The following is a 22,036-nucleotide window of genomic DNA, read 5'->3' on the forward strand; positions in this document are numbered from 1 at the left end:
TTTAATTTCTTATCGCAATTTTTACTTTTCCGGTTATAATTAATGAATCAGTTCCCCCGGACAATGTAAATTGTAGTCGGGATTTTATTTAAAATGAACCCTTTGGTGGCAGATGGGTTTTTAGCCGGAATTTCAGCCGGGATAATGAGTCTTGTGGAAAAAAAGTGTTTTTTGAAAATTTGTTTGGGATTATAGTGTTGGGATCTTTCCGATGAGATACCAGGCAATCATTGCAGCATCACCAACATCTAATTTTCCATCGTTATTGAAGTCTGCTTCTTCGACAGTAAGTTCGACTTTATCCGCTACTGCATAGGCAACTTTTGATGAATCACCGATGTCGATCTCGTTGTTATTGTTGAAATCACCTTTTATTCCGGTAATTGTGACACTTCCATCTGTGCAGCAGCATTCATATTTATTAAATGAGTTACTCCACGAAGCATTGCAGACTGAGAGGGCAGAATAATCATTCTTATCTCCAACTGCTTAGAAAATCAAGTTCTTTCCCCCGGTTAACAAATTGTTGTATCATAAGTATTATACTTCACATACAACTATATAATAATTACAGAAAGAAAGAAACTGAAAGCCAATAGCAGATATATTAAACAATTCAAAATATTAGCCAGAGCCAATTAATAATAGGCAAATCCAAAACATCTCAGGAAACTGCCATTAAAAACCCCAAATGATCACCATTATTATTCACCCTCTCCAATTATATTAAAGAGGCTGAAATAATGGCAGATTCTGACAACAAAATATCCCTTTTATACGTAGACGATGAAGCCGTGCTGATCGATATAATGAAGGCATTCATTCAGCAGTACAGTGAATTTACCCTTGACTCAGCCAATTGTGCAGCAGAAGGCCTCATAAAATTAAACACAAACCACTACGATGCCGTAATCTCAGACTACCAGATGCCGGAGACGGACGGAATAGAATTCTTAACAGAAATCAGAAATACCGGCAATGAAATACCCTTCATCCTCTACACCGGAAAAGGGCGTGAAGAAGTCGCAATAAAAGCGCTCAATGCCGGTGCCGACTATTACCTCCAGAAAGGCGTAAACCCGAAAGTCAGCATCACAGAACTCGTAAATTTTGTCCGCCATGCAGTAGCAAAAAATAAGGCAGAAAAGGCCGTCAGAGAACAGAAAAGCAAAATGGCGGACGTGATGAACTTCCTGCCGGATGCCACCTTTGCTATTGACAATTCAGGAAAGGTAATAGCCTGGAACAGGTCAATGGAGAAGATCACCGGTATTTCAGCCGGAGATATGCTTGGCCGGGAAAGCTATGAATATTCCCTCTCCTTCTACGGGAAAAAAAGACCATTCCTGACAGATATAGTCTTAAACAAACATCTGGTCCGCGACTCTGATTATTTCATCCTCTACCCCGACGATGAAAAGCTGATAGCAGAGACCTTTGCACCGGAACTATACGGAGGAAAAGGGGCATATATCCGGTGCACAGCCTCGGTACTGTACAACTCATCCGGAGAGATTACAGGAGCAATAGAGTCAGTCAGGGATATATCAGATGAAAAATCGGCTGAAAAGGAAAGATCTGAACTGATTAAAAAACTCCGGGAGCAAAAAAGCCTCATAGATGCAGTCTTCGACGTAACACCGGTAAACTTCTATGTCTATGAAAGGGACATGAAATTCCGGTATGTCTGCACAAAAGGAGCAGAACAAATCGGCATGAAACCGGAGGAGATGACCGGCAGGACCTGGCGTGAACTGAATATGCCGGCTGAACTCTTAGAGCCGCTTGAAGAGAAGATAAAAGAAGTATTTGAAACGGGGGAAGTATTCTCAGCCTATACGACCTACCCGACTGTACTTGGCAACCGGTATTACCAGTATGAATTAAGCCCGATTAAAGATGTCAACGGCGGGGTTGACGCCGTAGTCTCCACAGCCATAGATATCACAGATATAAAAGAAGCAGAAGAAGCACTGAGACAGAATGAAATCCAGCTCAAAGAGATAATCGACAATATCGAAGACATCTTTTACCGGACAGACAGTTCCGGAAAAATCACCCATATCAACAGTTCAGCACACAAAATACTTGGCTACAGTTCTCCTGATGAAATAATCGGCCTTCAAGTTGAAGAACTGTACGCCAGTCCGGAAAAAAGAGAAGAATTAAAATCCCTGCTGGAGAAGAACGGTACAGTAAGCGACTATGATGTCTGTTTCAGGAATAAAGACGGGACCCTCATTGACCTATCAGTCAACAGCCACCAGATATATGACAGATATGGGCAAATCTGCGGCGTTGAAGGGATAATCAGGGATATTTCCAGCCGGAAATCTGCCGAGAAAGAGACGGTCAGAATAATTGAAAAACTCAGGAATAAAGACTGCCTGATAAATACGGTATTTTCTGCATCCCCGGTATACTACTATGTCTATGACAGGGACCTTAATTTTGTGTACGCATCACCAGGAGGTGCAGAGGTATTAGGTGTAACACCTGAAGAGATAATAGGCAAAAAAAAGTCTGAAAACTCACGAAATGTGGATTTTGCCGGAATTTACGACGACAACCTCAGAAAAGTATTTGCAACCGGGAGAAAAATCAGCGGAGAGGCGACATACTCCTCAGCAGAGGGAATCAGGCATTTCATCTATGAGTTATCTCCTGTGACCGGTAAAGACGGATTAAATGAGTTTGTTGTATCAACTGCCATAGATATAACAGGATATAAAGAAAAAGAGGACTTATACAAAACCATATTTGAAAATACCGGCACTGCAATGGTATTCATAGACGAACACGCCATCCGGGACTACAATGAAGAGTTAAAGAGAATATGCGGTTATGACGATGACACTCTGAGAGAATGCAGTGATCTCCGGAGATATATCCCGGAAGAAGAACTGAAGAAAATAAGAGAATACTATTCCCTCCGGCTCACTGATCCGGCCAGCGTCCCTGACAGCCATGAATTCAGTTTCATTCACAAAAACGGCGAGATCAGAGATGCTGTTATAAATATTGGCATAATCCCGGAAACAGAAAAAACAGTCGTCTCCATCCGCGACATAACCAGGGAGAAGCAGTCTGAAAGGGAGCTAAGAGAGGCCAGAGAGACTCTTAATTTCGCAATCGACGGGACAAATCTGGGACTATGGGATCGAGACCTCATCACAAATAAGGTATTTCACAACGACAACTGGGCCGATATGTTTGGATATTCATCCTGTGAAATTGAGGATGACTTCAGATTCTGGAAAGAAAACATCCACCCGGATGACCTCCCTCTTGTCTACCGGGCACATAAAGATCATCTCTCAGGAAAGACTGAGATCTTTGATATTGTCTGCCGGATGAGGCACAGGAACGGTTCATGGATATGGATCAATTCCAAAGGGCGGGTTGTTGAATGGGACAAAAACGGGCATGCCCTCCGGATGGTCGGCTTAAATATGGACATTACCCGCCTCAAAGAGACAGAAGAGGCCCTGCGCCAGGCAAATGACAAACTGAGCCTCTTATCCTCGATTACAAGGCATGACACATTCAATAAGATCACCGGGATTCTCCTCTCTGTCGATCTCCTGAAAGAAAGTCTTGCAGGCACTGATATGGTTTCAAATCTGGAATATATCGAAGGCCTTGTCGATGCCATATCTGAAGAGCTTGAATTTGCAAGGGACTATGAAGATATTGGAAGTCTGGACCTGCTCTGGCAGGATTTTGCAGGTTACCTCTCAAATGAAAAAATTCCACGGGGGATTTTTGTAAGTGCGGATTTTTCCGGAATTGAAATCCTTGCCGATCCAATGCTTGGCAAGGTTGTGCATAACCTGATTGACAATGCCGTCCGGCATGGCAACGGAGTCACAGAGATTACGGTAACTCACAGGTTTACTCCGGAAGGTTTCATGATAATCTGGGAGGATAACGGCACAGGTATTTTAGAGGGTTTGAAAGAGAGAATTTTTGAGCGTGGGTACGGTACAAACACCGGCCTTGGGCTATTTCTGGTCAGGGAGATCTTATCAATATCCGGAATTACCATCCGGGAGAACGGTGCCAGGGGAAGTGGTGCCAGGTTTGAGATTTTAGTTCCGGACGGTTACTACAGGCAGTCAATATGAGCCATTCCCTTCGTACTTTCCGGCAGATGAAAACGAACTGTCAGATAAAGTCAAAATAAGAGATGAATAACATACTGCTGCTTTTTTCAGCCGGCCGGATGTGAAAAAAACGATATTAGCAATGCAATATTGCAAATAAGCAATAATACGCCCCTTTTTTCCTATACACAAACAAATATATCCTCAGGGGATAATGTCTGATTATTCCGGTGTTCAGATAAAAGATCTCCGGTGAAGGTGTATTTATGGACGAAATAAAAGAAGGATATATAGATATTTCCGGATTAAAACTCTGGTATGGCATCGCCGGGGATGATAAGGAAGGCACCCCCCTATTATGCCTTCACGGCGGGCCCGGTGCTCCGCACGACTACTTAAAACCGCTTGAGAAGCTTTCGGATGAGAGGCCGGTCATCTTTTATGACCAGATCGGCTGTGGTAACTCGGACAGACCGGATGATCTGAGCTATTTTACGGTTGAGAATTATATTGACGAGCTTGAAACCGTCAGGGATGCCCTGAATCTCACACAAGTCCACATTATGGGCCAGTCCTGGGGTTCTACACTCGCAGCTTCCTACTATCTTGACAGAAAACCTGCCGGTGTCAGTTCGCTCACCTTTTCAGGGCCTGTTATGAGCATGAAGATGTTTGAGAAGGACGTCAGAAGGCTGCTTGAAGAGATGCCGGATGACCTGAAGGAGATAATCTATGACTGTGAGAAATCCGGAAATTTTTCAGACCCTGACTATGAAAATGCTATGGAGGTTTTTTACAGCCGGCATGTCTGCCGCATGAAACCATGGCCGGACGAGATGACCAAAACAATGGAAAAACTTGGCCATGAGGTGTATGAATATATGCAGGGGCCAAGCGAGTTCACAGTAACCGGGACCTTAAAAGATGTTGATCTTACTGACCGGCTCTCTGAACTCGACCTTCCGGTGCTGTACACCTGCGGTGAGTTTGACGAATGCACGCCGGAGACGACAAAATACTACCATAAAAATACTCCCGGCTCTAAGATGGCTGTCTTTAAGGGGGCATCCCACGAGCACCATCTTGAGAAGCAGAACCAGTATCTGGCGGTATTGAGTGAATTTTTAAGCAGAACAGATAAGAGAGATAATTCCGGAATAAAATAAGTTATACCTGCCGGCGGACAACATATTATTAATTGTTCAGCTGAACTGATCCGGAGATGGGCATATTACAGGCAGTAACAGGATAACATTTGAATATAAAAGGGGGACGGGCAATCCTGTCATAATATTCCACATAGATTGTCTGGAATATATGATAGTCCCGGCTGATGCCATTGATTTAATAGCCGGAGAGATGGACAGGATTACTATATGGAAGGGTTCAAAAAAGCCGGGCTTTATAATCCGTGAGAATAACAATATCGGGATCCATCTCAAAGAGATGGTATACAGGGCAGATGAAGAGAGCCTCCGGGCAGCTGCGGAAAGGTTTAGATCAGTTCAGAGCGATTCAAGGATAAAAGAGGCTGTCAGGAAAAATAAAGAGGCTGAGGAGAGAGCCAAAAGAGAGAAGAAGAAGAGAAAAGAGAGGAGAAAGCCGGAGAATGTAAATATCCGGCCCGGAAATATCAGCGATGCTATCACTGCCCTAAAGAAAAATCCGGGATTTAAACGCGGTATTGTGGCAGAGAAGGTTATTGAAGAGAAGGCTCCGTCGTACAGAAGTCCACATGGTGTGGAGATGGGGATTTATGAATTTCTCAAAGATAACAGTATAAATCTCTACTCACACCAGACCGAAGCGATAGAATATGCCGTCAGTAAAAAAAATGTCATCATCACTACACCAACTGCAAGCGGAAAGACTCTGGCATTTCTGATACCAGTACTGAATTCGATAATTAAAAACCCGGCATCAAGGGCACTTTTAATCTACCCGACAAAGGCCCTGATTTCTGACCAGCTAAAAGCCATACGTGAGATTGCCCAAAAAATCCTGCCCGGAATTTTTGTTGAGAAGTATGACGGTGACCTTAACAGTGATGAGCGGAGACGCATCCGGCAGAGAAGACCATCAATAGTAATTACCAATCCGGATATGCTCAATGCCGCAATTCTGCCCCATCACCAGAGCTGGAATTTTCTCTTCTCCAGCCTTGATTATGTGGTTATGGACGAGGCCCATACATACAGGGGTGTTTTCGGGTCACATATCGCCCTTCTTACGAGAAGGCTTAGGCTTATATCAGCTAAATACAGGTCAAATCCGGCATTTATTTTGTCTTCTGCAACAATAGCCAACCCGGTTGAGCATGCAAAAAACCTTACAGGCGGGGATTTTGTCATGGTGAATAAGAGCGGATCTAAGCAGAATGAAAAGAGGTTTATCTTTTTTAAGGGGGGAGACCGGATTTCTCCGGTTGATCAGACGGCACAGATGCTTGCTTTCCTCTCTCTTGCCGGAATCCAGACTTTATGCTTTGCAAGGACGAGAAAATCAACCGAGCTTATAGCAGATGCAGCAAAGCAGGAGATTAGGAAGAGAAATTACGGTTCAAAGCCGGAGATTGTATCGTACCGTTCCGGCTACCGGTATGATGAGAGAGCGAGGATAGAATCGGATATAAAATCCGGCCGTGCAGCAGGGGTATGCTCGACAAATGCCCTTGAACTCGGGATTGATATCGGCTCACTGGACTGTGTGATAATCTCAGGCTATCCGGGTTCTGTCATGTCAACCTGGCAGCAGGCGGGGCGGGCCGGGAGAAAGGACAGTCCGGCCCTTGTTATTTTTATGGGATTTAACAGCCCGCTTGAGAGGTATATACTTGAAAATCCGGATGAGTTCTTCACTAAGTCAAGTGAGTATGCCGCTATAGATGCCTCAAATAAGTATATCCTGTATGACCATCTGGTCTCTGCGATGAATGAGTATGGTTATCTTTCGTCTGAACATGACAGGACCTTTGGATGCGATATTGACAAGGCTTTAACCAGTGCTTCCCGTTCGGCATTTTACAGCCATCTGATTGTCAGATCCGGAAATATCTGGAAGCCGGCCGTCAGAGAGTATGTGCAGGGCAATATCAGGATCAGGAATTCTTCGCATGAGGTCTATACTGTTAAATGCAGAGGCTGTGTTATTGAGACGCTCTCTGAGGATCAGGCTTACAGGGAAGGGCACAAAGGAGCGATTATTCTTCACGGAGATACCCGTTACCGTGTCAGGATGCTGAATACTCCGGATAAGACCGTAACTGTGACTGAGGAGAATACTGAGAATTACACTTTTGCGTCAAGTATTACCACAATTAAAATTTCAGGGGACGGAACTGTTGTCCCTGCCGGAAGTCTGCATATACGGTTTGGGAGCATGATCGTTCAGGAGAAGTTTTTCAAGTATTCCGAGTATGACGGCCGGGGAAAGATCCGGGAGGAGGAGCTTGATTTAAGGCCTATTAACATTGATACAAGGGGGCTATGGTTTACTGTCCCAAAGATGACGGATGATGAAGAGGTGAAGTTTTCCGGCGGTCTTGCCGGTCTTTCCAATATTCTCTCTGTTGTTGCCCCCCATTTTGTGCTCTGTGATCCGGGTGATATGAAGTGCGTTGCTTATAGTGAGTTTGAATATACAGATGGTGCTCCCACGGTTGTTATTTTTGACAATTTCATGGGCGGCGTAGGGCTTTCTGAGAAGGCAAGGGATATTTTATATGATATTTTTAAGATGGCATTTGAGATTGTGACAAAATGCAGGTGTAAGAAGGGGTGTATTTCGTGTGTTTATTCGCACCGGGATAATGACGAAAGGGAGCCGGATAAGGAGATGACGGTCAGGATTCTAACAAGGCTTATGAAGGCGTACAGAACGGGATAAGTATGGCCATTAATATTATATGATCATAAAGAGAAATAATGAAACATGCAGGCAGATTCTGTAAAATATGCAGGTTATGATGCTCTTTTGCTGATTGAAAACTTTATCCGGACAAAAGGGGGAGAATACACAAAGGAAGAGATCCGCAGAAATTGCAGCACCAATATTGATTATCAGAAGTTTGAGGAGATATTTACTTATCTGACTGAATCAAAAAAAATTGCAGAAGATTCAAAAGGTCATATATGCTGGATATACAATCCGGAACTGGTAAAAAAATACCTTGACTCTGATGAACTTCGGATCATATGAAACGCAGGATATATTTTATTGAATCTAATCTTTCGGAAAATTACAATAATCTTAAATCAGGATCATATGAAGAGAAGGAATTATATAATAATCTTCAAAAGGCATTCCATATTATTTATGAAAAACCCCTGAAAGGTGTTCAGATCCCGTATTCACAGATACCAAAATATTATATAAAGAAATACGGTATTGACAACCTCTGGAAGTTTGATCTTCCTCATGGATGGCGCCTTGTTTATTCTTTTGCTTCAGACGGTGATGAAATCTGCCTCATTGTCGAATGGTTTTCACATAAGCAGTATGAGAGACGGTTTCATTACTGAAAATAAAGATATTCACCCAAAACCATAATAAATCAAAGACCATTAAGATATTATTTTATCCTCTTTTCTAAGCCCTGTTTATGAGGAATTCTCTTCAGTGAAGTTATAACCCCGTGGCATTTGCAGGCGGTTGCAACCCGGACTTTTGGCAGGGTTTTGGCTTTTGCTATGGCGAAGCGGAGGTCTTCTGAACTGATGTAGCCAAGTCCGGGGCCATACTGACGGGACGGGATGACTATTGACGCTGTATTGTTTATCTGATCTTTCCGGCTCAGGTAATCTTCAAGAACTGACCATAAGGGTGTTTCACGCCTCTCCTTCGTTACCGGGCAGACGGGAGGTTCCGGGCAGTCTTTCAGGCAGGCTTTCTTTGGGTTTAGTGAGCAGTAGATGTTGGCGCCGTCTCTGCCGGTCACCAGATTTTGGGGAAGTTTTTTTATGATCTCTTCTGCTCCGGCAGGACCTGGAATAAATCCGGCAATTTCTGCTATGATTCCGGCTGACACATGCACAGGTGCTGTGGGAAAGATTCTCTCGATACAGGGATTTTCCCGGATTATTTCAGCAGCCTCCCTAATGCCGCCTTTTATAAAATATTTTCCGGCAGGATTGTCATTAATAATCTCTCTTTGCAGATTTCCGGAGATGACTGTCAGGTTATACTTCTGGCAGGCTTTGCAGTCCGGATTTTCGTCTATTACGATTACGGGCCGGTTTTCTCTTATTAGTTTTTTTAGGGCGGAATTTCCGTATTCTCCGCCTCCGATTATTATGTCCAGTTTTTTGCCTCCTCTGCTCTGTGATAACTGCTATTATTCAGTTTTTTATCGTACTTTATGGTTCTGTTCTGGCAGAGGTTATAATTTTATGACCTTTTCCGTCTGGTCTCAGATTATGTTTCTGAACGGTTGATTAGAGAAGATTTAATCTGAGATTATACTTAAAAGTATAAAACTCTAAAGTACACAAATATGTCCGGTTCATCCTTCTCTGGCAGACAGTATGAACTGTCATCTATGACCAGCAGGTGAAAAGTGTTGCAGATATCTCTTCACTTTCAACGACATCATTGAGAATATATTTGCATATCTTAAGTTTAGGATTATTTTTCCCAGGCATTAAATCTATTAAGAAAGTTGAATCAAAAATAATCATTCTCTAATTTCCTGTTTCAGTCTTTCCCCCTCTTCTTCAGTAAGATCATATTCAGATCCCTCAAGAATTTTTGAAATATCACGAAACTTAGGCAGGACTCTTAATATTACAGATGAATAACTTTCATCTTCTTTTTTCCATTTGTTTAACCTTTCAAATGCTTCATCGGAGAGATTGATGGTATTACTGGACATGTATATAAGATTCTCATATGGAGTAATATAACTTTGTCAACTTCTAAATATCAGGTTTATTGTTTAGCAGGAAAATATTTTTCTCAAAGCCGCCGCGTATCTCTCTTTTTTTAAGCCGGATCTCTTCAAGCTCTTCTTTTGTAATGCCTTCAGACTCTGCAAGACGATAAACGACTTCAATTATGTCTGCAAGCTCTTCCGGGCATGGTTCTGACAGATATTCTCCGACTTCTTCGGTCAGCTTCTCCTTCATCGCCTCATAGAAGAGCGGTTCGCTTAATGTTTCTATCCGGCATTCTTTACCGGAATTTCTGATGATCTTTGGTATTTTATCCCGGACTGCTTTTCCGGGTGGAAGTTTTTTGTTTTTCATGTAAATATTTTCAGGACATCTAATTAGTCAAAAGGTCTGCAAAAGTATATACATCAATTGTATTCAATCAAAGTGAATATCACATCCATTGATCAAGAGTTCTGAAAGAATTATCTTTAGGCAAAATATCTGAATTCATATCCGGATAATAAAGCCCAATTATTAACCACGTAGGCTGTAAAGAATGCATCCCCATAAAGAAGTAGAGATCTCTTTCTTTCATGAAACTGAACATTTTATCATAAAGCATCCTCCAGAGTTCTTCAGTATTACTACACCTTTTCCAGAAATTTCTGTATGCTTCAAATATTTCCCAGTCCTCACACATAATATTATGATATTTTCCGTTTTTATTGCAGGGTTCCAGGCCAAAACAACCCTCACAAAAAAATTTATACGCAAATATATGTGGGATATTATCAATTACAGGGATTTTACTGTCGTCAAAGAGATTTCCCTGGTAATATTTTGCTTCAGGAGGGGTCATTAATTCTTCTTTGGTATAAAAATCAAGAATTTCTTTGGCTTTAATTAGTCCTAAAGAAGTCCGGTCCTCTTTGAAAGCATTTTGAAGATAACTTATTGAAGGTGATACTTTATCGAGAATAATTTTATTTCTCTCATCCCACGGAGCTTTTCTTTTATAAACTGATAAAGAGCGGTCAATTATTCTTATTGATTCTTCCCTGACCCTATAACTCTCCTTTCGGTTTAACTTTTCATCTGTGGCTTTTTTGCATTCTACCTCAATCCAGTCATATTTTTTTATTTTAACCTAACCAAAATATATTCTTGTATTTATTGGATAAAGCCTTATGAATTCCCCTTCATCAGTAATTCCGGCTGTACAGACAACATCCCCATGCCTTCTGCTATGCTCCGGATATGCCTTGACTGTGATTAAAACCCTCTTATTCTCCCACATTATACATTCTCCACACAAAAACCATCACTATGAAGTTTTTTCCCAATAACTCCACGGTGGCAGAAATTTGAATCCTTTTCAAAACACATCAGGGCAATTTTTTTATCCTTTCCAAGTTTGCGAAGAATTCCAAGTTCGTTTTCTCTGTTAATCAGATCAGATTCATATTCTGAAAAAAGAGCAGCATAATCTTCCGGCTTTAGATTTTTCCTCTTTGAACTCTCTATGCCCAAACCGGGAATGTGTATATATTCAATACCTATCTCCTCAGAATAACCTGAGATCTGTTTCTTTGAAAAACCGTATTTCATGCTGAAAGGGTTTTTTCGTACATCAACCAGAATACTAACCTTGTTTTTAATGAGGTTCAAAATAAAATCATCGACACTTCTGCCTTCATATCCTATTGTGAGAATGCCATTTTCATCCCTGACATAGGATTCTTTCTTTTCAGTCTTACTGAAAATTGTGTAAAACGGATAATTGTCATAGACATATCTTCTGATAGTTTCTCCATCCTCTTCTCCAAAAACAGATATGTGATAATTTATTGCCCTCCGGGGGCCTACTTCAGGTTCCGGAAATTTATCAGATATTAGCTTTACATAATCGTCATCTGTCTCTATAAATCCATTTTTTTCAAGATGGTTCAGATCATGATACAACTGAAATGAGAAAGGACTGGATTTATAAGGTATATAATCATATATTCTGCTCGCCTGCGAAATTAAAAAGGTGCGTTTAACAAGCTCAATCTTATTTATCTTTTTAAAATATCTGATTAAGTACAGTAATGCCCTTTCATTTTTTCTAATCATAACCATCTAAGAATTCACCGATTGCCAGTATAATATTTATCTATAAAATATGATAGTTTTTATCATTGCACAACTCTCTATGTATCGGGAGAACTAAATACTTCGGACTTTTTTTTAAGATTTCGTAACGATTCATCCTATAAATTATCCTGTCCGGAAGAAAATTCAGCCCATTTCTTCAAAAGGCCCTCTTCTCCGGAGATGAATGCCCCGAAGTATTCAAAGACTGCTGCAAGTCCGGCTGACATCGTGAAACAGCCGCCAGAACGGACAAGTTTGCTTCTGTCTTTTGCATGCTCTTTTTTTATTGCCGGAATTTTCTCTGGTATCGACTCACGTAATGATTAACATAACATTTATTTCACATTACACATATAGAGGCAAATATGCCAACTAAAACTGTAAACCTCTCAGAAGAAGCATATGAACGCCTTAAAACATGGAAAAATAATGATGAAGAAAGTTTTTCAAGTTTAATACTAAGAATCCTTCCAAAACACCGGACAGTCAGAGAAGCCTATGAAGAATTTCATAGTAAGCATGAGGGCCTGACGGAAGAAGAAGCTTAAGTTTTTAGGTCAAAAATTACTGCGATTAAGTGGGGGTAAGGATGCAGTACCTAACTGTTCCGGAACGGTAGAACGGCATAACGATCTGCACTTTAAGCTTGAGGAGAAGAGGAAGGCAGGGAAAGAGGCAGAGTGAGATGGAAATCGTAGATACAAAAGAGTACAATGAGCTTATTTATGAAATAAAGTCCATTGTCCGGACATCAAGGACACAGGCAGTAGCTTCTGTTAACCGTGGGTTAATCAATATGTACTTCTGGATTGGAAAGAACATACTCTTAAAACAGGAGAAAGAAGGCTGGGGAAAATCGGTTGTTGACTGTATTTCATCAGATCTGCTGAGAGAATTTCCGGAAATGAAAGGATTTTCTGCAAGAAATCTATGGAGAATGAGGCAGTTTGCACGAGTGCATATAAAGTTTACTGATCTGCCACAGCCTGTGGCAGAAATTCCCTGGGGCCACAACATGGTGATAATTGAGAAAATTAAATCCACAGACGAACGGGAATTCTACATAATAAAGACGATTGAGAACGGCTGGTCAAGAAATGTCCTTATCCATCAGATTGAGAGTGATTTATACTCAAGAACGCTCAATGCCCAGAAAAAGAGTGTGAATAATATCAGGAGTACACTGCCGGAAAAACAGTCTGAACTTGCAGTCTCGATTATGAAAGACCCTCTCTGCCTTGAATTCCTCGGAGTCTCTGAAGATGTAAAGGAGAGAGAACTTCAGAGATCATTAATCTTTAGACTGAAGGATTTCCTCATCGAACTTGGAAAAGGCTTTGCATTTGTCGGCAGTGAATACAGGTTGTCAGTTGGTGGCGAGGATTTTTTTATTGACCTTCTGTTTTACCATACGAAACTTCACTGCTATGTGGTAATAGAACTGAAGATTGATAGTTTTAAACCGGAATATGCCGGAAAATTAAATTTCTATCTCTCTGCCGTTGATGACCTGTTAAGAGATATTCCGGCTGACAATCCGACAATCGGGCTGCTACTCTGCAAGGAGAGAAATGATATTGTTGCTGAGTATGCACTCCGGGATTTATCAAAACCTATGGGAATTTCAACATATTACCTGAAGACACCTCCGGAAGAGATGGAAAAATTACTTCCTACTGTTAAAGAGCTGCAGGGTATAATTGAAGATGATGAATGATTGTATCTTTTAGGTTTTTAGTTTTATGAGTGGGGATTTCGGGGAATATTATGTCCGGACTTAGGGTATTGGAGTATATTGACGAAACAGAGGCGGAAAATCCAAAGAGATTCTGGATGATAACTTACCCTTTGGTTTTTGTTGCTCCGTTTTTTTTCGCACCCGGGTTATATCTATTATTATCAATGCCAGTTTAATATTCCTCAGTATCATCAGTTTATATGACAGATCAGCAGAAGGGTTATTTATTATCAGGACTAAAAAGAGATATATTCAAAGTAAATTCCAATATTATAGTCTGATTTAAAGGAAAAGAAGGAGATGAGAAATTATGAAGAATATACACTTTCCAATTATAATTGAAACTGATGAGGATGGGGTATTCATTGCGAGCTGTCCTCAGTTTAAAGGGTGCCATACCTACGGAAGTACAGTTGATGAGGCAATAGAAAGGATTAAAGAAGTAATAGAACTCTGCCTTGAAGATTCCTGCGCTGATTCAGAATACATTAATAAATTTGTTGGTTTTCGTGAAGTAGTAGTTCAGATTGATGCCTGATGCTTCCGACATTGAAATCCAGGGAGTTAATTAAATTCCTTGAATATCTGGGTTTTAACATAATCAGGCAGAAAGGTTCCCATATCAGACTTAAGTCAGATGATGGCAGATTTACAACAGTTCCCTTCCATAGCAATCAGGATATTCCAAAAGGACTTATCAGAAAAATAATTCGTGAAGACCTTGAAATGACATACGAAGAATTTAATGAGCACTTTGCCCGCTTTAGTAAAATAAAGTGACTACTTTTATTGATTATTTAACAGGAATTTTTGTTATCGGGGTTATCGTCATTTCGTCTTTGGTGACTGTTTCAGATGACCATTCATAAATATGTCTTTCATTTCCTAATCTGAAACTTTGGAACTCTCCGGAAATGACCATAATATGCACCAATAAGGTCGTTTTCAAGCTCTTTTAACTGATGAGTGTATAGGAGAACTGATTCTTACGTTTGGATGTCTGAGATATATATGCCTGAAACAGGAATATGTGAATCAGAAAAAAAGATATCCTGCACATTAGCTGACAAACCAAAAAGTCACTCATGTGCCGGCAGTCTGCATGCACACGGATAATAGAGAAAATATTCAGGTGCGCCGGGATGTGAATTTTCATGGAGAGGTTTCAAAAGTACAGAATCGCTGAAAATATGTATTGAGATAAATGAAAAAAATATTTGTGAATATATATATTTTTTTTGAAATTCCGATTAATTTTTGGATTTATAATGTTATACCTGAAGAGTAGTTCATGTAAATTATTTAACTTTTAAATGAAATTTACACAGGGATTTATACTTTTATGCCGGCTTTACAGGAGCATCTTTTATGGAAACTAATTCCTCTCTGATCTCTCTGAATTCTTCAGGATCTTCTGCAACAATTCTGACTTTGTCATCAGCAATATTTTCGACATAGCCCTTAATATCAATGCCAAAGGTTTCCCTTTCAACCAGATCCCTATAGCCCACTTTCTGAACTTTGCCGCCAACTATAACATGAATCCTTTTAATTCAACTCTCATTATGGACTGAAACCTTAAATAACTTATTATGCAGGCTTTTTAATGAGTATTTACGGACCGAACAACTTTATTTTACTCTGATTCTCCCGGAGAGCACAAAAAGACATTCCCCTCAAAACCACCACGTTCCTTTCTCTTCCTGAGCCGGACCTCTTCAAGTTCTTCTACGGAAATTCCCTCATGTGCTGCTAAGCGGTAGATTACTTCAATTATATCTGCAAGCTCTTCAGGACATGGATCTGCCAGGTACTCCTCAACTTCTTCAGTGAGTTTCTCCTTCATGACCTCATAAAAGTCTTCATCGCTCAGGACTTTAGTTTGGCATTCCTCACCGGAATTCCGGATAATTTCCGGTATTTTATCCCGGACTGCTTTTCTGGGCGGTAAATCCGGACCATTCGGATTCATATTAGCCACATATATATAATTACCATTTTTTCATCCGATCATCTGTGAGCCATTGCTCATGAGTGATTTTTTACTGACATATATATAACATACTCACAAAAGTTAAAATAACTTTTTCAGACCTCTCAATGCCGGTTAATTTTACCGGTTTCCCCGGATTCACTGCTATTTTGGCATATATCCGGAAATCACCGGATTATCCTTCAAAAAACTCAAACCCTCTTATTTCAGTAAGGTACCCGCAGGTCTCAGCAAGGAAGATTACTGCATCTTCTCTCCATTCCGGACCGGAATTTTTCATAAGAGATACTGAGATTTCCTTTTCAAACCTGACCGGTATTTCTCATGGAGAATATCCCAGTAGCCGGTTATTGCATCTGATCTCTTCTCAATGAGGGCCGGAGACGGGATCTTGTCACTTTTTTTGGAGTTTACAGAGTTTAAAGCCGGAAGGAGATTCCAGAGGTCATTATTCTTCCAGACAGAGAACGGGATCATATGATCCACTGACATTGATTCTATGTCAGGAATTCTTCGGACCACACACATTCAGGCTTATATCCGTTTTCAAAGAGAGAATTATATGTATTTTTGGCTTCATTTACTGCCCTTTCAGTTTCAGGTGATACTGTCAGCACTTCAAGGACCACCGCTTCATTGACAAGTCCGCTTTTATCCTGTCCGGAAGAGAATTCAGCCCATTTTTTTAACAGACCTTCCTGACCGGACCATCTTCATCAAGGCCAAGTGACCCGACAATGTCAGGCTGTGTCCTGTCCAGGAAATCCCGGTGCTGAACGAGATCAACACATTATTCACGGTCACAATCTGTCGGGATTCCGCATATCCAGCCTGCACCATATACTGCCGGTCTTTCGGCCACATTTTCCGGCTGATGATTCTTCAGTCATATCTTAGGTATTTTCTGATGTAATATGCAATTTCATTTATAGCATTGGAGTGTATAACCCATTTTTTTGAGCGGTATAGTGATATGTTTCATTACCCATTCAAACTGTTCATCATCATCAGATTGCCAGATTATCATCCCGGACTCATCTGATGAATTATTGGACATGGATTTCTGGAAAACAAGTTCCGGACCTCTATTGTCGTAAGAATTATCATAAACTGACACTTCATCTGCAATAAGAATCATTTCAGGCAAAAAATAAACAGAACGTTCATAGCGTCCTCTTATTTTCTCTTCGGGAACATCATGACCACCCTGTAAAAAACGTGAATGAACTCTGGCAACGTTAATATCCGGATTTTTAGTTGCAACATAAATAAGATGGATAATATATCCTGCTCGTTTTGCATGAGCCATTATTTCCAGGCGGCTTTCATGAGAAAAAACTGTTTCCCAGGCAAAGGAAGAACCTGACAAAATCATCTCCATTAATTTTCTCTCTGTTTCCTTTTGTGCCCTTAATGATTTATCCAGACCTTCGGGCATCTTTGAAATTTCCGGATCTGTTCTTGCACAGTAATCTGCGTTTAAAAAGGTTAAATCATTCTGCTGAAGAAGTGGACCCATTAATGTAGATTTCCCTGAGCCATTCGGCCCCGCGAAAAGAAAGAATTCTTTCATCGATCGCTAAATTCTGATTTTTTATAGGTCTTTTTGGCAGCCCTCATCAGAATTTCGTCAGTAATCTTAAAAGAGGGAACAAAACCATTCTCACTCCATTTCGTTGTGTTAAATATCTGAAAACTTGCAGATGACATTTTGGCTATCAGCCTTTTCTTTTCTGACTCATCAATAGGAGTGCAGACATATTTTCCTTTATTATCCTCTTTCAGAGGATTGACCGGAGATTTTTTTGAAATTGATTTTGTTGAATCCATAATACCGGCTACTCGTTTTTAGATAAATATGATCTGAAATAATATAGGTTTTACCCTCTTTACAGGAATTAAATGTTTACTCACCTCGGTAACAGTTAATTTTCATCCGGTTCTCCGGGTTCACTGCTATTTTGACGTATGTCCGGAGATCCCCTAATTATCCTTCAATAACTTCAAACCCTCTTATTTCAGTAAGATACTCACAGGTATCAGCAAGGGCAGTTACACCATCGTCCACCCAGTCAGGTCCGGAATTTTTCATCAGGGCTACTGAGATTTCCTTTTCAAATCTGACCGGGTATTTCTCATGGAGAATATCCCAGTAGCCGGTTATTGCATCTGCCCTCTTATCAATGAGTGCCGGAGACGGGATCTTGTCACTTTTTTTGGAGTTTACAGAGTTTAAAGCCGGAAGGAGATTCCAGAGGTCGTTGTTTTTCCAGACAGAGAACGGGATCATATGATCCACTGCCATTGATTCATTATCGGGGATCACTTTTCCGGACCACACACATTCCGGTTTTAATCCGTTTTCAAAAAGTGAATTGTATGTATTTTTGGCTTCATTTACTGCCCTTTCAGTTTCAGGAGATACTGTCAGCACTTCAAGGACCATTGCTTTATTTACAATCCCGCTTTTGTCCTGTCCGGAAGAGAACTCAGCCCATTTTTTTAAAAGGCCTTCTTCTCCGGAGATGAATGCCCCGAAATACTCAAAAACGGCTGCAAGTCCGGCTGACATTGTGAAATACCCCCCTGATCTTACAAGACGGCTCCTGTCCATTGCATGCTCTTTTTTTATTGCCGGAAGGGGCCTTAAAGGTGTGAATACCGAGTAATATTCACTGCTGTATGATCTGCCAAGGTATTTCATAGGCTGATCTGCGATTGTTTTTCTGATGTCCTTTACCAGGCTTAAGAATACCGGAAATATCTCATCCGGAATTGTGCCGGCACTGTAATCTCTGTAAAAAGCTGACAGGCCTCCTTTACTTTGGTAATATTCTGTAAGTTTTTCAAACTGCGGCCTGAAGAGAAGGGCATGTTTGCCATCCGGTTCTCCTCTCTTCTGCGGGATGAATACCTCATTTTCAATTAATGGATAATAGTAAAGAATCCATTTCTCTATCAGAATTCCGATTGGAATAGTTACCCCACCGCAGTCGATCTCCTCACATTTCCCCCCCTCACAGTTGATTTCTGCAAAGGAGTTTTCCGGATAATCACCAGTTGCATTTGTTATAACAAGATTCCTGTTCTTCTGGCAGGTATCGACCACAGCCCGGAGAAGTGCATATTTGTATGTTGCATCTGTCCTGTCATGCTCGATTATTGAGTTAATCTTAGCAAGTTCGGAGATGTCTATTTCCATTGCCATTGATAAAGAGTAATTTGTTTTAGAGAGTGTATAATATTTTTGTGGGTTTATCAGATTCCAAAATACTCACTCATGAACCAGCCTGTTCACAGATGATAAATTAAACAGTGTAATGTGTCATAGGAGGATTGTTCAGGTTAATATAATTATATTTACTCCAAAATTACATGACAGGCAGATTATGAATAGCAGAACTCAATGACACCACATTTAATAATACACCAAATCTGACATACATGTCGGAATGCCACTTTAAGAGAATACCAAAATACCTAAAAAAAAGAGATATTATTCAGTTATCTCAAGCAGAAGATCAACACTCCCCTTTTTGCTCTCCCCATAAAGCCTGATCCGGTAACCATCACCACTGTCCGAATTTCTCTCAATGGCATAGCTGCATAATATTCCACCGACAAGAAATGACGGTACAACACTAATCCTGCTTCCTTCAAGCAGTTTTTCATCCTCATCAGAATAGACATCAAGCAGTTTTACTTTCCCGGAAGCGATATAATCCTCAAGTACCCTTTCCATAACAGTACATGCCAGACAGTTGCACGAATGACAGAGATAAATCTCAGGCAACCTATCAACATCTGCCACAGAAAAAACCAAATGTCCGTTTTCTGATTTTTTTTCAGGCATATCTCATCACCTGATATTCCCTGACGAAAATCTCCTTAGACGGCGGGATCTGTTCTGCACCCTGACAGTTTTTCCGGACGGAAGAATCTCACAGCCGCCATCATCTTCCGAAGGCTTTGTATCTGTGGCATGATTAAACCGCGGGATGCTTTGCCAGTCATCACATCTGTAAGTTCCTTTAGGGTAGTGATTCCATGAAATCCGGTCATCTTCCATAGCCTTCAGTGTTCGGCGGAGAGATGCCTGCACTCTCTTATCCTTCTCTCCTTTAAGAAGCTGCTTTAAAGTCGTCTCTTTATCGGGATCATCACTGCCATTTATAACTTTGACCATGTCCATTTTCATATCCGGATTTTTGTCCGAAAAAACGGCCTGTATCCTCTCCCAAAGATATTTCCTGTTGATCCCGATAATATCGCTGTAAATTGGATATTTCTCCATATGTTCGCAAATGTCCCTGTTTCCAAAATAACCTGCCCGGTCACTGGTGGATGAATATGACATCCCTGACAGAATTCTTACAGGCAGCCATGAACTGTCGGGGTCTGCGGATTTAAGAACCTCCATGCAGTGGTCGATTAAAAACTGCGCCTGAAAATCTCTTAGAATCTCAATCACCCTCTCCCTTACAAACCGGCATTCAGTGTAAGCAAGGGCAAAGGCATTTTTGCAGATCTCAGCAGAGTTATCCCTGAATACTTCTTCCATATAATTCAGGTTCTCCTCTGCATCTACAGGACTAACGCTTATTCTCTCAAGACCCCGGTTGTAAAGCTCCTTTAGGGCACTCAGTGCAGCAAAGCGGATTTCAGGAGATTTATGCCCTATCAGAGGTGCAGTTTTTTCGACATCCGGTGATGAACCGCAGCTGGCTATGACTTTCAGTACCGCTTTTAAGGTATCCGGGTCCTTTGATTCGAGGAACGGGTGAAGCCTGTCTATCTCAAAAATTTCATTTAATTCTGCAAGTGAAAGGAGGATTTCCCGCTTTACTTCTTCGGATTCTCTTTTTGACTCAAGCACAGGGAAGATGTAATCGTGTAAATGCTCACAATTCCCAGGTCCCGTCCTGACCATAGCCTGGAATATCACTCCAAAATCTTCCTTTCCGGAATCTACTTCCATTAAATATCCCTCAATGTATTTGTACCCGTCAGGATGGCCGATCTCACCTATGAACCTGATATATTTCAGCGAAATTTCCTCTCCGTTTTTCATATTGTACTGACCGTCAAGCAGGACATCGCCAAGCAGATATGTTACCTCCTTTGGGCAGTGCCTCTTAACTTCCCTGATCAGAATTGACCAGTTCTGACGGCTGTACCTGTCCGGGTCAGAGAACAGGACCAGCAGTTCGGACAGACTTTTTTCCTGTATCAGTTTCTGTGCAGCAAGGCAGGATATCCCCTCATCTTTATGCTCTGTCAGATCTGAGAGGACTTTCATGTCCGCTGAATTACAGGGCATTCCCAGGATACGCACTGCTGCTTTATGCGATATTTCTCCACTGCCGGATTCTGCAATCATTGCAAGGGTTTCAATGTCTTTTGAAATTCCGAGGACATCAATTAAGCTGCTAAGCTTTTGGTCAAGGTACCTGACCACCCCAGGTTCAGGGTCTTTTCTGTGCCTGAGAATGGCCCTTATTTCATCTCTTTGGGAGAAGAATGACCGGCACACTGAGATCTTCTCAGCCGCAAGAAGGCGTATTAAGCTGTCCTCTTCATTCAGGAGAAATAAGAGCTGTTCTGTGCTCTTCGGGTTTTGGATTACCTGAAGTTTGTCCCTTCTGCCCGGAAATCCGGTCACTTTTTTCTCTGCCTCTTCTGTACGGCAGAGGGAGGGAGGGCAAAGGTAGGGGAGGGTGGTCCACCCCCTGCAGATTATTTTTCTGGCGGAAACTGTGGTTCCGTCTTTTTCGTAAGATATAATGAGGTTGTTTTCTGGGCTGTCTGTGCCTTTTATTACAATTTTTCCGGTCTTTTCTGTTTTAATGAGGAGGTTTCTGAGCTGTATTCTCTCTGTCTCAAGGAAGTTTCCGTGAAGTGATGGTGTTAAAAGCCCTTTTAGCGGTGCTGAGATGTAACTACCTGTGAGGCTTTCATCCGGCACCCAGATGAGGAGGGTATCAGGATCTGATATGTCGTCTGATATGAGGTCTGGTGTGAATGTCCTCATCTCAGTGCCTTTTTTTTCCGGGAGATCTGACCGTCTGCATTCCATGAAGCAGATGGAATTCCCGTTTTTGTTGTTGATTAAAAGTTCTGCAAATTCCCCAACGTTGATTTCAGCTATTGTCCAGGTCTTTGGGTATGTATGCTGTATCACATGATCATCTCC

At 41.2% G+C, this 22,036-nt stretch carries 24 protein-coding genes and 1 pseudogene; 9 read left to right on the forward strand and 16 right to left on the reverse strand.

All coding sequences use genetic code 11. The features are described 5' to 3' along the window. Positions 1 to 189 precede the first annotated feature (189 nt). Entirely contained in the window at positions 190 to 384 is a 195-nt protein-coding gene (locus METLIM_RS17700; protein ID WP_394295895.1) for a dockerin type I domain-containing protein, read from the reverse strand. 359 nt (positions 385 to 743) lie between these two features. Between METLIM_RS17700 and METLIM_RS15690 the strand changes: the two genes are divergently transcribed. From METLIM_RS15690 to METLIM_RS10430, 5 genes are all read left to right on the forward strand, one after another. Then, positions 744 to 4,127, forward strand: a complete 3,384-nt coding sequence (locus tag METLIM_RS15690; protein WP_004078415.1) for a PAS domain S-box protein — start codon at positions 744 to 746, stop codon at positions 4,125 to 4,127. A 245-nt stretch (positions 4,128 to 4,372) separates the two neighbouring features. Then, positions 4,373 to 5,272, forward strand: a complete 900-nt coding sequence (locus METLIM_RS10415) for a proline iminopeptidase-family hydrolase (protein WP_004078416.1) — start codon at positions 4,373 to 4,375, stop codon at positions 5,270 to 5,272. 151 nt (positions 5,273 to 5,423) lie between these two features. Then, entirely contained in the window at positions 5,424 to 7,991 is a 2,568-nt protein-coding gene (locus METLIM_RS10420) for a DEAD/DEAH box helicase (RefSeq protein WP_004078417.1), read from the forward strand. Between the two features lie 45 nt (positions 7,992 to 8,036). After that, positions 8,037 to 8,303 carry a hypothetical protein gene (locus METLIM_RS10425; RefSeq protein WP_004078418.1) on the forward strand — a complete coding sequence of 89 codons (267 nt, stop codon included), beginning with the start codon at positions 8,037 to 8,039 and terminating at the stop codon, positions 8,301 to 8,303. Then, on the forward strand, positions 8,300 to 8,626 hold the full coding sequence (locus METLIM_RS10430) for a hypothetical protein (protein WP_004078419.1): 327 nt from the start codon (positions 8,300 to 8,302) through the stop codon (positions 8,624 to 8,626). The genes METLIM_RS10425 and METLIM_RS10430 overlap by 4 nt, the downstream gene beginning before the upstream one ends. A 50-nt stretch (positions 8,627 to 8,676) precedes the next feature. Here METLIM_RS10430 and METLIM_RS10435 read toward each other — a convergent pair whose 3' ends face one another. The 7 genes and pseudogenes from METLIM_RS10435 to METLIM_RS10460 all read right to left on the reverse strand — a co-directional run bounded on the left by METLIM_RS10435 (position 8,677) and on the right by METLIM_RS10460 (position 12,091). Next, the gene (locus METLIM_RS10435; RefSeq protein WP_048145881.1) at positions 8,677 to 9,132 is read right to left on the reverse strand and encodes a hypothetical protein; all 456 of its coding nucleotides are present in this window, start codon (positions 9,130 to 9,132) and stop codon (positions 8,677 to 8,679) included. 132 nt (positions 9,133 to 9,264) lie between these two features. Continuing rightward, a pseudogene (locus tag METLIM_RS17705) lies at positions 9,265 to 9,405 on the reverse strand (NAD-binding protein); the annotation flags it as partial. Between the two features lie 372 nt (positions 9,406 to 9,777). After that, entirely contained in the window at positions 9,778 to 9,975 is a 198-nt protein-coding gene (locus METLIM_RS10445) for a DUF7557 family protein (RefSeq protein WP_004078422.1), read from the reverse strand. Between the two features lie 43 nt (positions 9,976 to 10,018). Continuing rightward, positions 10,019 to 10,348, reverse strand: a complete 330-nt coding sequence (locus tag METLIM_RS10450) for a nucleoside triphosphate pyrophosphohydrolase (protein WP_004078423.1) — start codon at positions 10,346 to 10,348, stop codon at positions 10,019 to 10,021. A gap of 79 nt (positions 10,349 to 10,427) precedes the next feature. After that, positions 10,428 to 10,835, reverse strand: coding sequence for a hypothetical protein (locus METLIM_RS10455; protein ID WP_048145886.1), 408 nt, complete (start codon positions 10,833 to 10,835; stop codon positions 10,428 to 10,430). A 288-nt stretch (positions 10,836 to 11,123) separates the two neighbouring features. Then, on the reverse strand, positions 11,124 to 11,273 hold the full coding sequence (locus METLIM_RS16655) for a hypothetical protein (RefSeq protein WP_157202288.1): 150 nt from the start codon (positions 11,271 to 11,273) through the stop codon (positions 11,124 to 11,126). Further along, a complete protein-coding gene (locus METLIM_RS10460) occupies positions 11,273 to 12,091 on the reverse strand; it encodes a DUF488 domain-containing protein (protein ID WP_048146341.1) in 819 nt (272 codons plus the stop codon). The genes METLIM_RS16655 and METLIM_RS10460 overlap by 1 nt, the downstream gene beginning before the upstream one ends. A 386-nt stretch (positions 12,092 to 12,477) precedes the next feature. Here METLIM_RS10460 and METLIM_RS10465 point away from each other — a divergent pair, with 386 nt between their 5' ends. The 4 genes from METLIM_RS10465 to METLIM_RS10480 all read left to right on the forward strand — a co-directional run bounded on the left by METLIM_RS10465 (position 12,478) and on the right by METLIM_RS10480 (position 14,630). Further along, positions 12,478 to 12,660: an antitoxin VapB family protein gene (locus tag METLIM_RS10465; RefSeq protein WP_004078425.1), complete on the forward strand. Its 183-nt coding sequence runs from the start codon at positions 12,478 to 12,480 to the stop codon at positions 12,658 to 12,660. Positions 12,661 to 12,797: 137 nt separating this feature from the next. Beyond that, positions 12,798 to 13,829 carry a PDDEXK nuclease domain-containing protein gene (locus METLIM_RS10470; RefSeq protein WP_004078426.1) on the forward strand — a complete coding sequence of 344 codons (1,032 nt, stop codon included), beginning with the start codon at positions 12,798 to 12,800 and terminating at the stop codon, positions 13,827 to 13,829. A 331-nt stretch (positions 13,830 to 14,160) separates the two neighbouring features. Then, positions 14,161 to 14,388 carry a type II toxin-antitoxin system HicB family antitoxin gene (locus tag METLIM_RS10475; RefSeq protein ID WP_004078427.1) on the forward strand — a complete coding sequence of 76 codons (228 nt, stop codon included), beginning with the start codon at positions 14,161 to 14,163 and terminating at the stop codon, positions 14,386 to 14,388. Beyond that, positions 14,388 to 14,630, forward strand: coding sequence for a type II toxin-antitoxin system HicA family toxin (locus METLIM_RS10480; RefSeq protein WP_004078428.1), 243 nt, complete (start codon positions 14,388 to 14,390; stop codon positions 14,628 to 14,630). Before METLIM_RS10475 ends, METLIM_RS10480 begins: the two co-directional genes overlap by 1 nt. 560 nt (positions 14,631 to 15,190) lie before the next feature. Here METLIM_RS10480 and METLIM_RS16180 read toward each other — a convergent pair. From METLIM_RS16180 to METLIM_RS10515, 8 genes are all read right to left on the reverse strand, one after another. Then, positions 15,191 to 15,403: an acylphosphatase gene (locus METLIM_RS16180; protein ID WP_004078429.1), complete on the reverse strand. Its 213-nt coding sequence runs from the start codon at positions 15,401 to 15,403 to the stop codon at positions 15,191 to 15,193. Positions 15,404 to 15,486: 83 nt separating this feature from the next. Beyond that, positions 15,487 to 15,822 (reverse strand): nucleoside triphosphate pyrophosphohydrolase, encoded by a 336-nt coding sequence (locus METLIM_RS10485; RefSeq protein ID WP_004078430.1) that lies wholly within the window; start codon positions 15,820 to 15,822, stop codon positions 15,487 to 15,489. A 297-nt stretch (positions 15,823 to 16,119) separates the two neighbouring features. Next, the gene (locus METLIM_RS10490) at positions 16,120 to 16,335 is read right to left on the reverse strand and encodes an HNH endonuclease domain-containing protein (protein WP_048145888.1); all 216 of its coding nucleotides are present in this window, start codon (positions 16,333 to 16,335) and stop codon (positions 16,120 to 16,122) included. Between the two features lie 430 nt (positions 16,336 to 16,765). Then, the gene (locus METLIM_RS10495; RefSeq protein WP_004078431.1) at positions 16,766 to 17,416 is read right to left on the reverse strand and encodes an AAA family ATPase; all 651 of its coding nucleotides are present in this window, start codon (positions 17,414 to 17,416) and stop codon (positions 16,766 to 16,768) included. After that, entirely contained in the window at positions 17,413 to 17,673 is a 261-nt protein-coding gene (locus METLIM_RS10500) for a hypothetical protein (protein ID WP_004078432.1), read from the reverse strand. The genes METLIM_RS10495 and METLIM_RS10500 overlap by 4 nt, the downstream gene beginning before the upstream one ends. Positions 17,674 to 17,830: 157 nt before the next feature. Next, the gene (locus METLIM_RS10505) at positions 17,831 to 19,051 is read right to left on the reverse strand and encodes an HNH endonuclease domain-containing protein (protein ID WP_004078433.1); all 1,221 of its coding nucleotides are present in this window, start codon (positions 19,049 to 19,051) and stop codon (positions 17,831 to 17,833) included. A 288-nt stretch (positions 19,052 to 19,339) separates the two neighbouring features. Next, on the reverse strand, positions 19,340 to 19,696 hold the full coding sequence (locus METLIM_RS10510; RefSeq protein ID WP_004078434.1) for a hypothetical protein: 357 nt from the start codon (positions 19,694 to 19,696) through the stop codon (positions 19,340 to 19,342). 6 nt (positions 19,697 to 19,702) lie between these two features. Continuing rightward, positions 19,703 to 22,024, reverse strand: a complete 2,322-nt coding sequence (locus METLIM_RS10515) for a HEAT repeat domain-containing protein (protein ID WP_004078435.1) — start codon at positions 22,022 to 22,024, stop codon at positions 19,703 to 19,705. Positions 22,025 to 22,036 lie beyond the last annotated feature (12 nt).

Origin of the sequence: Methanoplanus limicola DSM 2279, assembly GCF_000243255.1 — an archaeon.
Lineage (GTDB): Archaea > Halobacteriota > Methanomicrobia > Methanomicrobiales > Methanomicrobiaceae > Methanoplanus > Methanoplanus limicola.

Coding starts and splice junctions, on each gene's coding strand:
- METLIM_RS15690 (WP_004078415.1), top strand. CDS start 744: ATGGCAGATTCTGACAACAAAATATCCCTTTTATACGTAGACGATGAA.
- METLIM_RS10415 (WP_004078416.1), top strand. CDS start 4,373: ATGGACGAAATAAAAGAAGGATATATAGATATTTCCGGATTAAAACTC.
- METLIM_RS10420 (WP_004078417.1), top strand. CDS start 5,424: ATGATAGTCCCGGCTGATGCCATTGATTTAATAGCCGGAGAGATGGAC.
- METLIM_RS10425 (WP_004078418.1), top strand. CDS start 8,037: ATGCAGGCAGATTCTGTAAAATATGCAGGTTATGATGCTCTTTTGCTG.
- METLIM_RS10430 (WP_004078419.1), top strand. CDS start 8,300: ATGAAACGCAGGATATATTTTATTGAATCTAATCTTTCGGAAAATTAC.
- METLIM_RS10445 (WP_004078422.1), bottom strand. CDS start 9,975: ATGTCCAGTAATACCATCAATCTCTCCGATGAAGCATTTGAAAGGTTA.
- METLIM_RS10450 (WP_004078423.1), bottom strand. CDS start 10,348: ATGAAAAACAAAAAACTTCCACCCGGAAAAGCAGTCCGGGATAAAATA.
- METLIM_RS10455 (WP_048145886.1), bottom strand. CDS start 10,835: ATGACCCCTCCTGAAGCAAAATATTACCAGGGAAATCTCTTTGACGAC.
- METLIM_RS16655 (WP_157202288.1), bottom strand. CDS start 11,273: ATGTGGGAGAATAAGAGGGTTTTAATCACAGTCAAGGCATATCCGGAG.
- METLIM_RS10460 (WP_048146341.1), bottom strand. CDS start 12,091: ATGATTAGAAAAAATGAAAGGGCATTACTGTACTTAATCAGATATTTT.
- METLIM_RS10465 (WP_004078425.1), top strand. CDS start 12,478: ATGCCAACTAAAACTGTAAACCTCTCAGAAGAAGCATATGAACGCCTT.
- METLIM_RS10470 (WP_004078426.1), top strand. CDS start 12,798: ATGGAAATCGTAGATACAAAAGAGTACAATGAGCTTATTTATGAAATA.
- METLIM_RS10475 (WP_004078427.1), top strand. CDS start 14,161: ATGAAGAATATACACTTTCCAATTATAATTGAAACTGATGAGGATGGG.
- METLIM_RS10480 (WP_004078428.1), top strand. CDS start 14,388: ATGCTTCCGACATTGAAATCCAGGGAGTTAATTAAATTCCTTGAATAT.
- METLIM_RS10485 (WP_004078430.1), bottom strand. CDS start 15,822: ATGAATCCGAATGGTCCGGATTTACCGCCCAGAAAAGCAGTCCGGGAT.
- METLIM_RS10490 (WP_048145888.1), bottom strand. CDS start 16,335: ATGTCAGTGGATCATATGATCCCGTTCTCTGTCTGGAAGAATAATGAC.
- METLIM_RS10495 (WP_004078431.1), bottom strand. CDS start 17,416: ATGAAAGAATTCTTTCTTTTCGCGGGGCCGAATGGCTCAGGGAAATCT.
- METLIM_RS10500 (WP_004078432.1), bottom strand. CDS start 17,673: ATGGATTCAACAAAATCAATTTCAAAAAAATCTCCGGTCAATCCTCTG.
- METLIM_RS10505 (WP_004078433.1), bottom strand. CDS start 19,051: ATGGCAATGGAAATAGACATCTCCGAACTTGCTAAGATTAACTCAATA.
- METLIM_RS10510 (WP_004078434.1), bottom strand. CDS start 19,696: ATGCCTGAAAAAAAATCAGAAAACGGACATTTGGTTTTTTCTGTGGCA.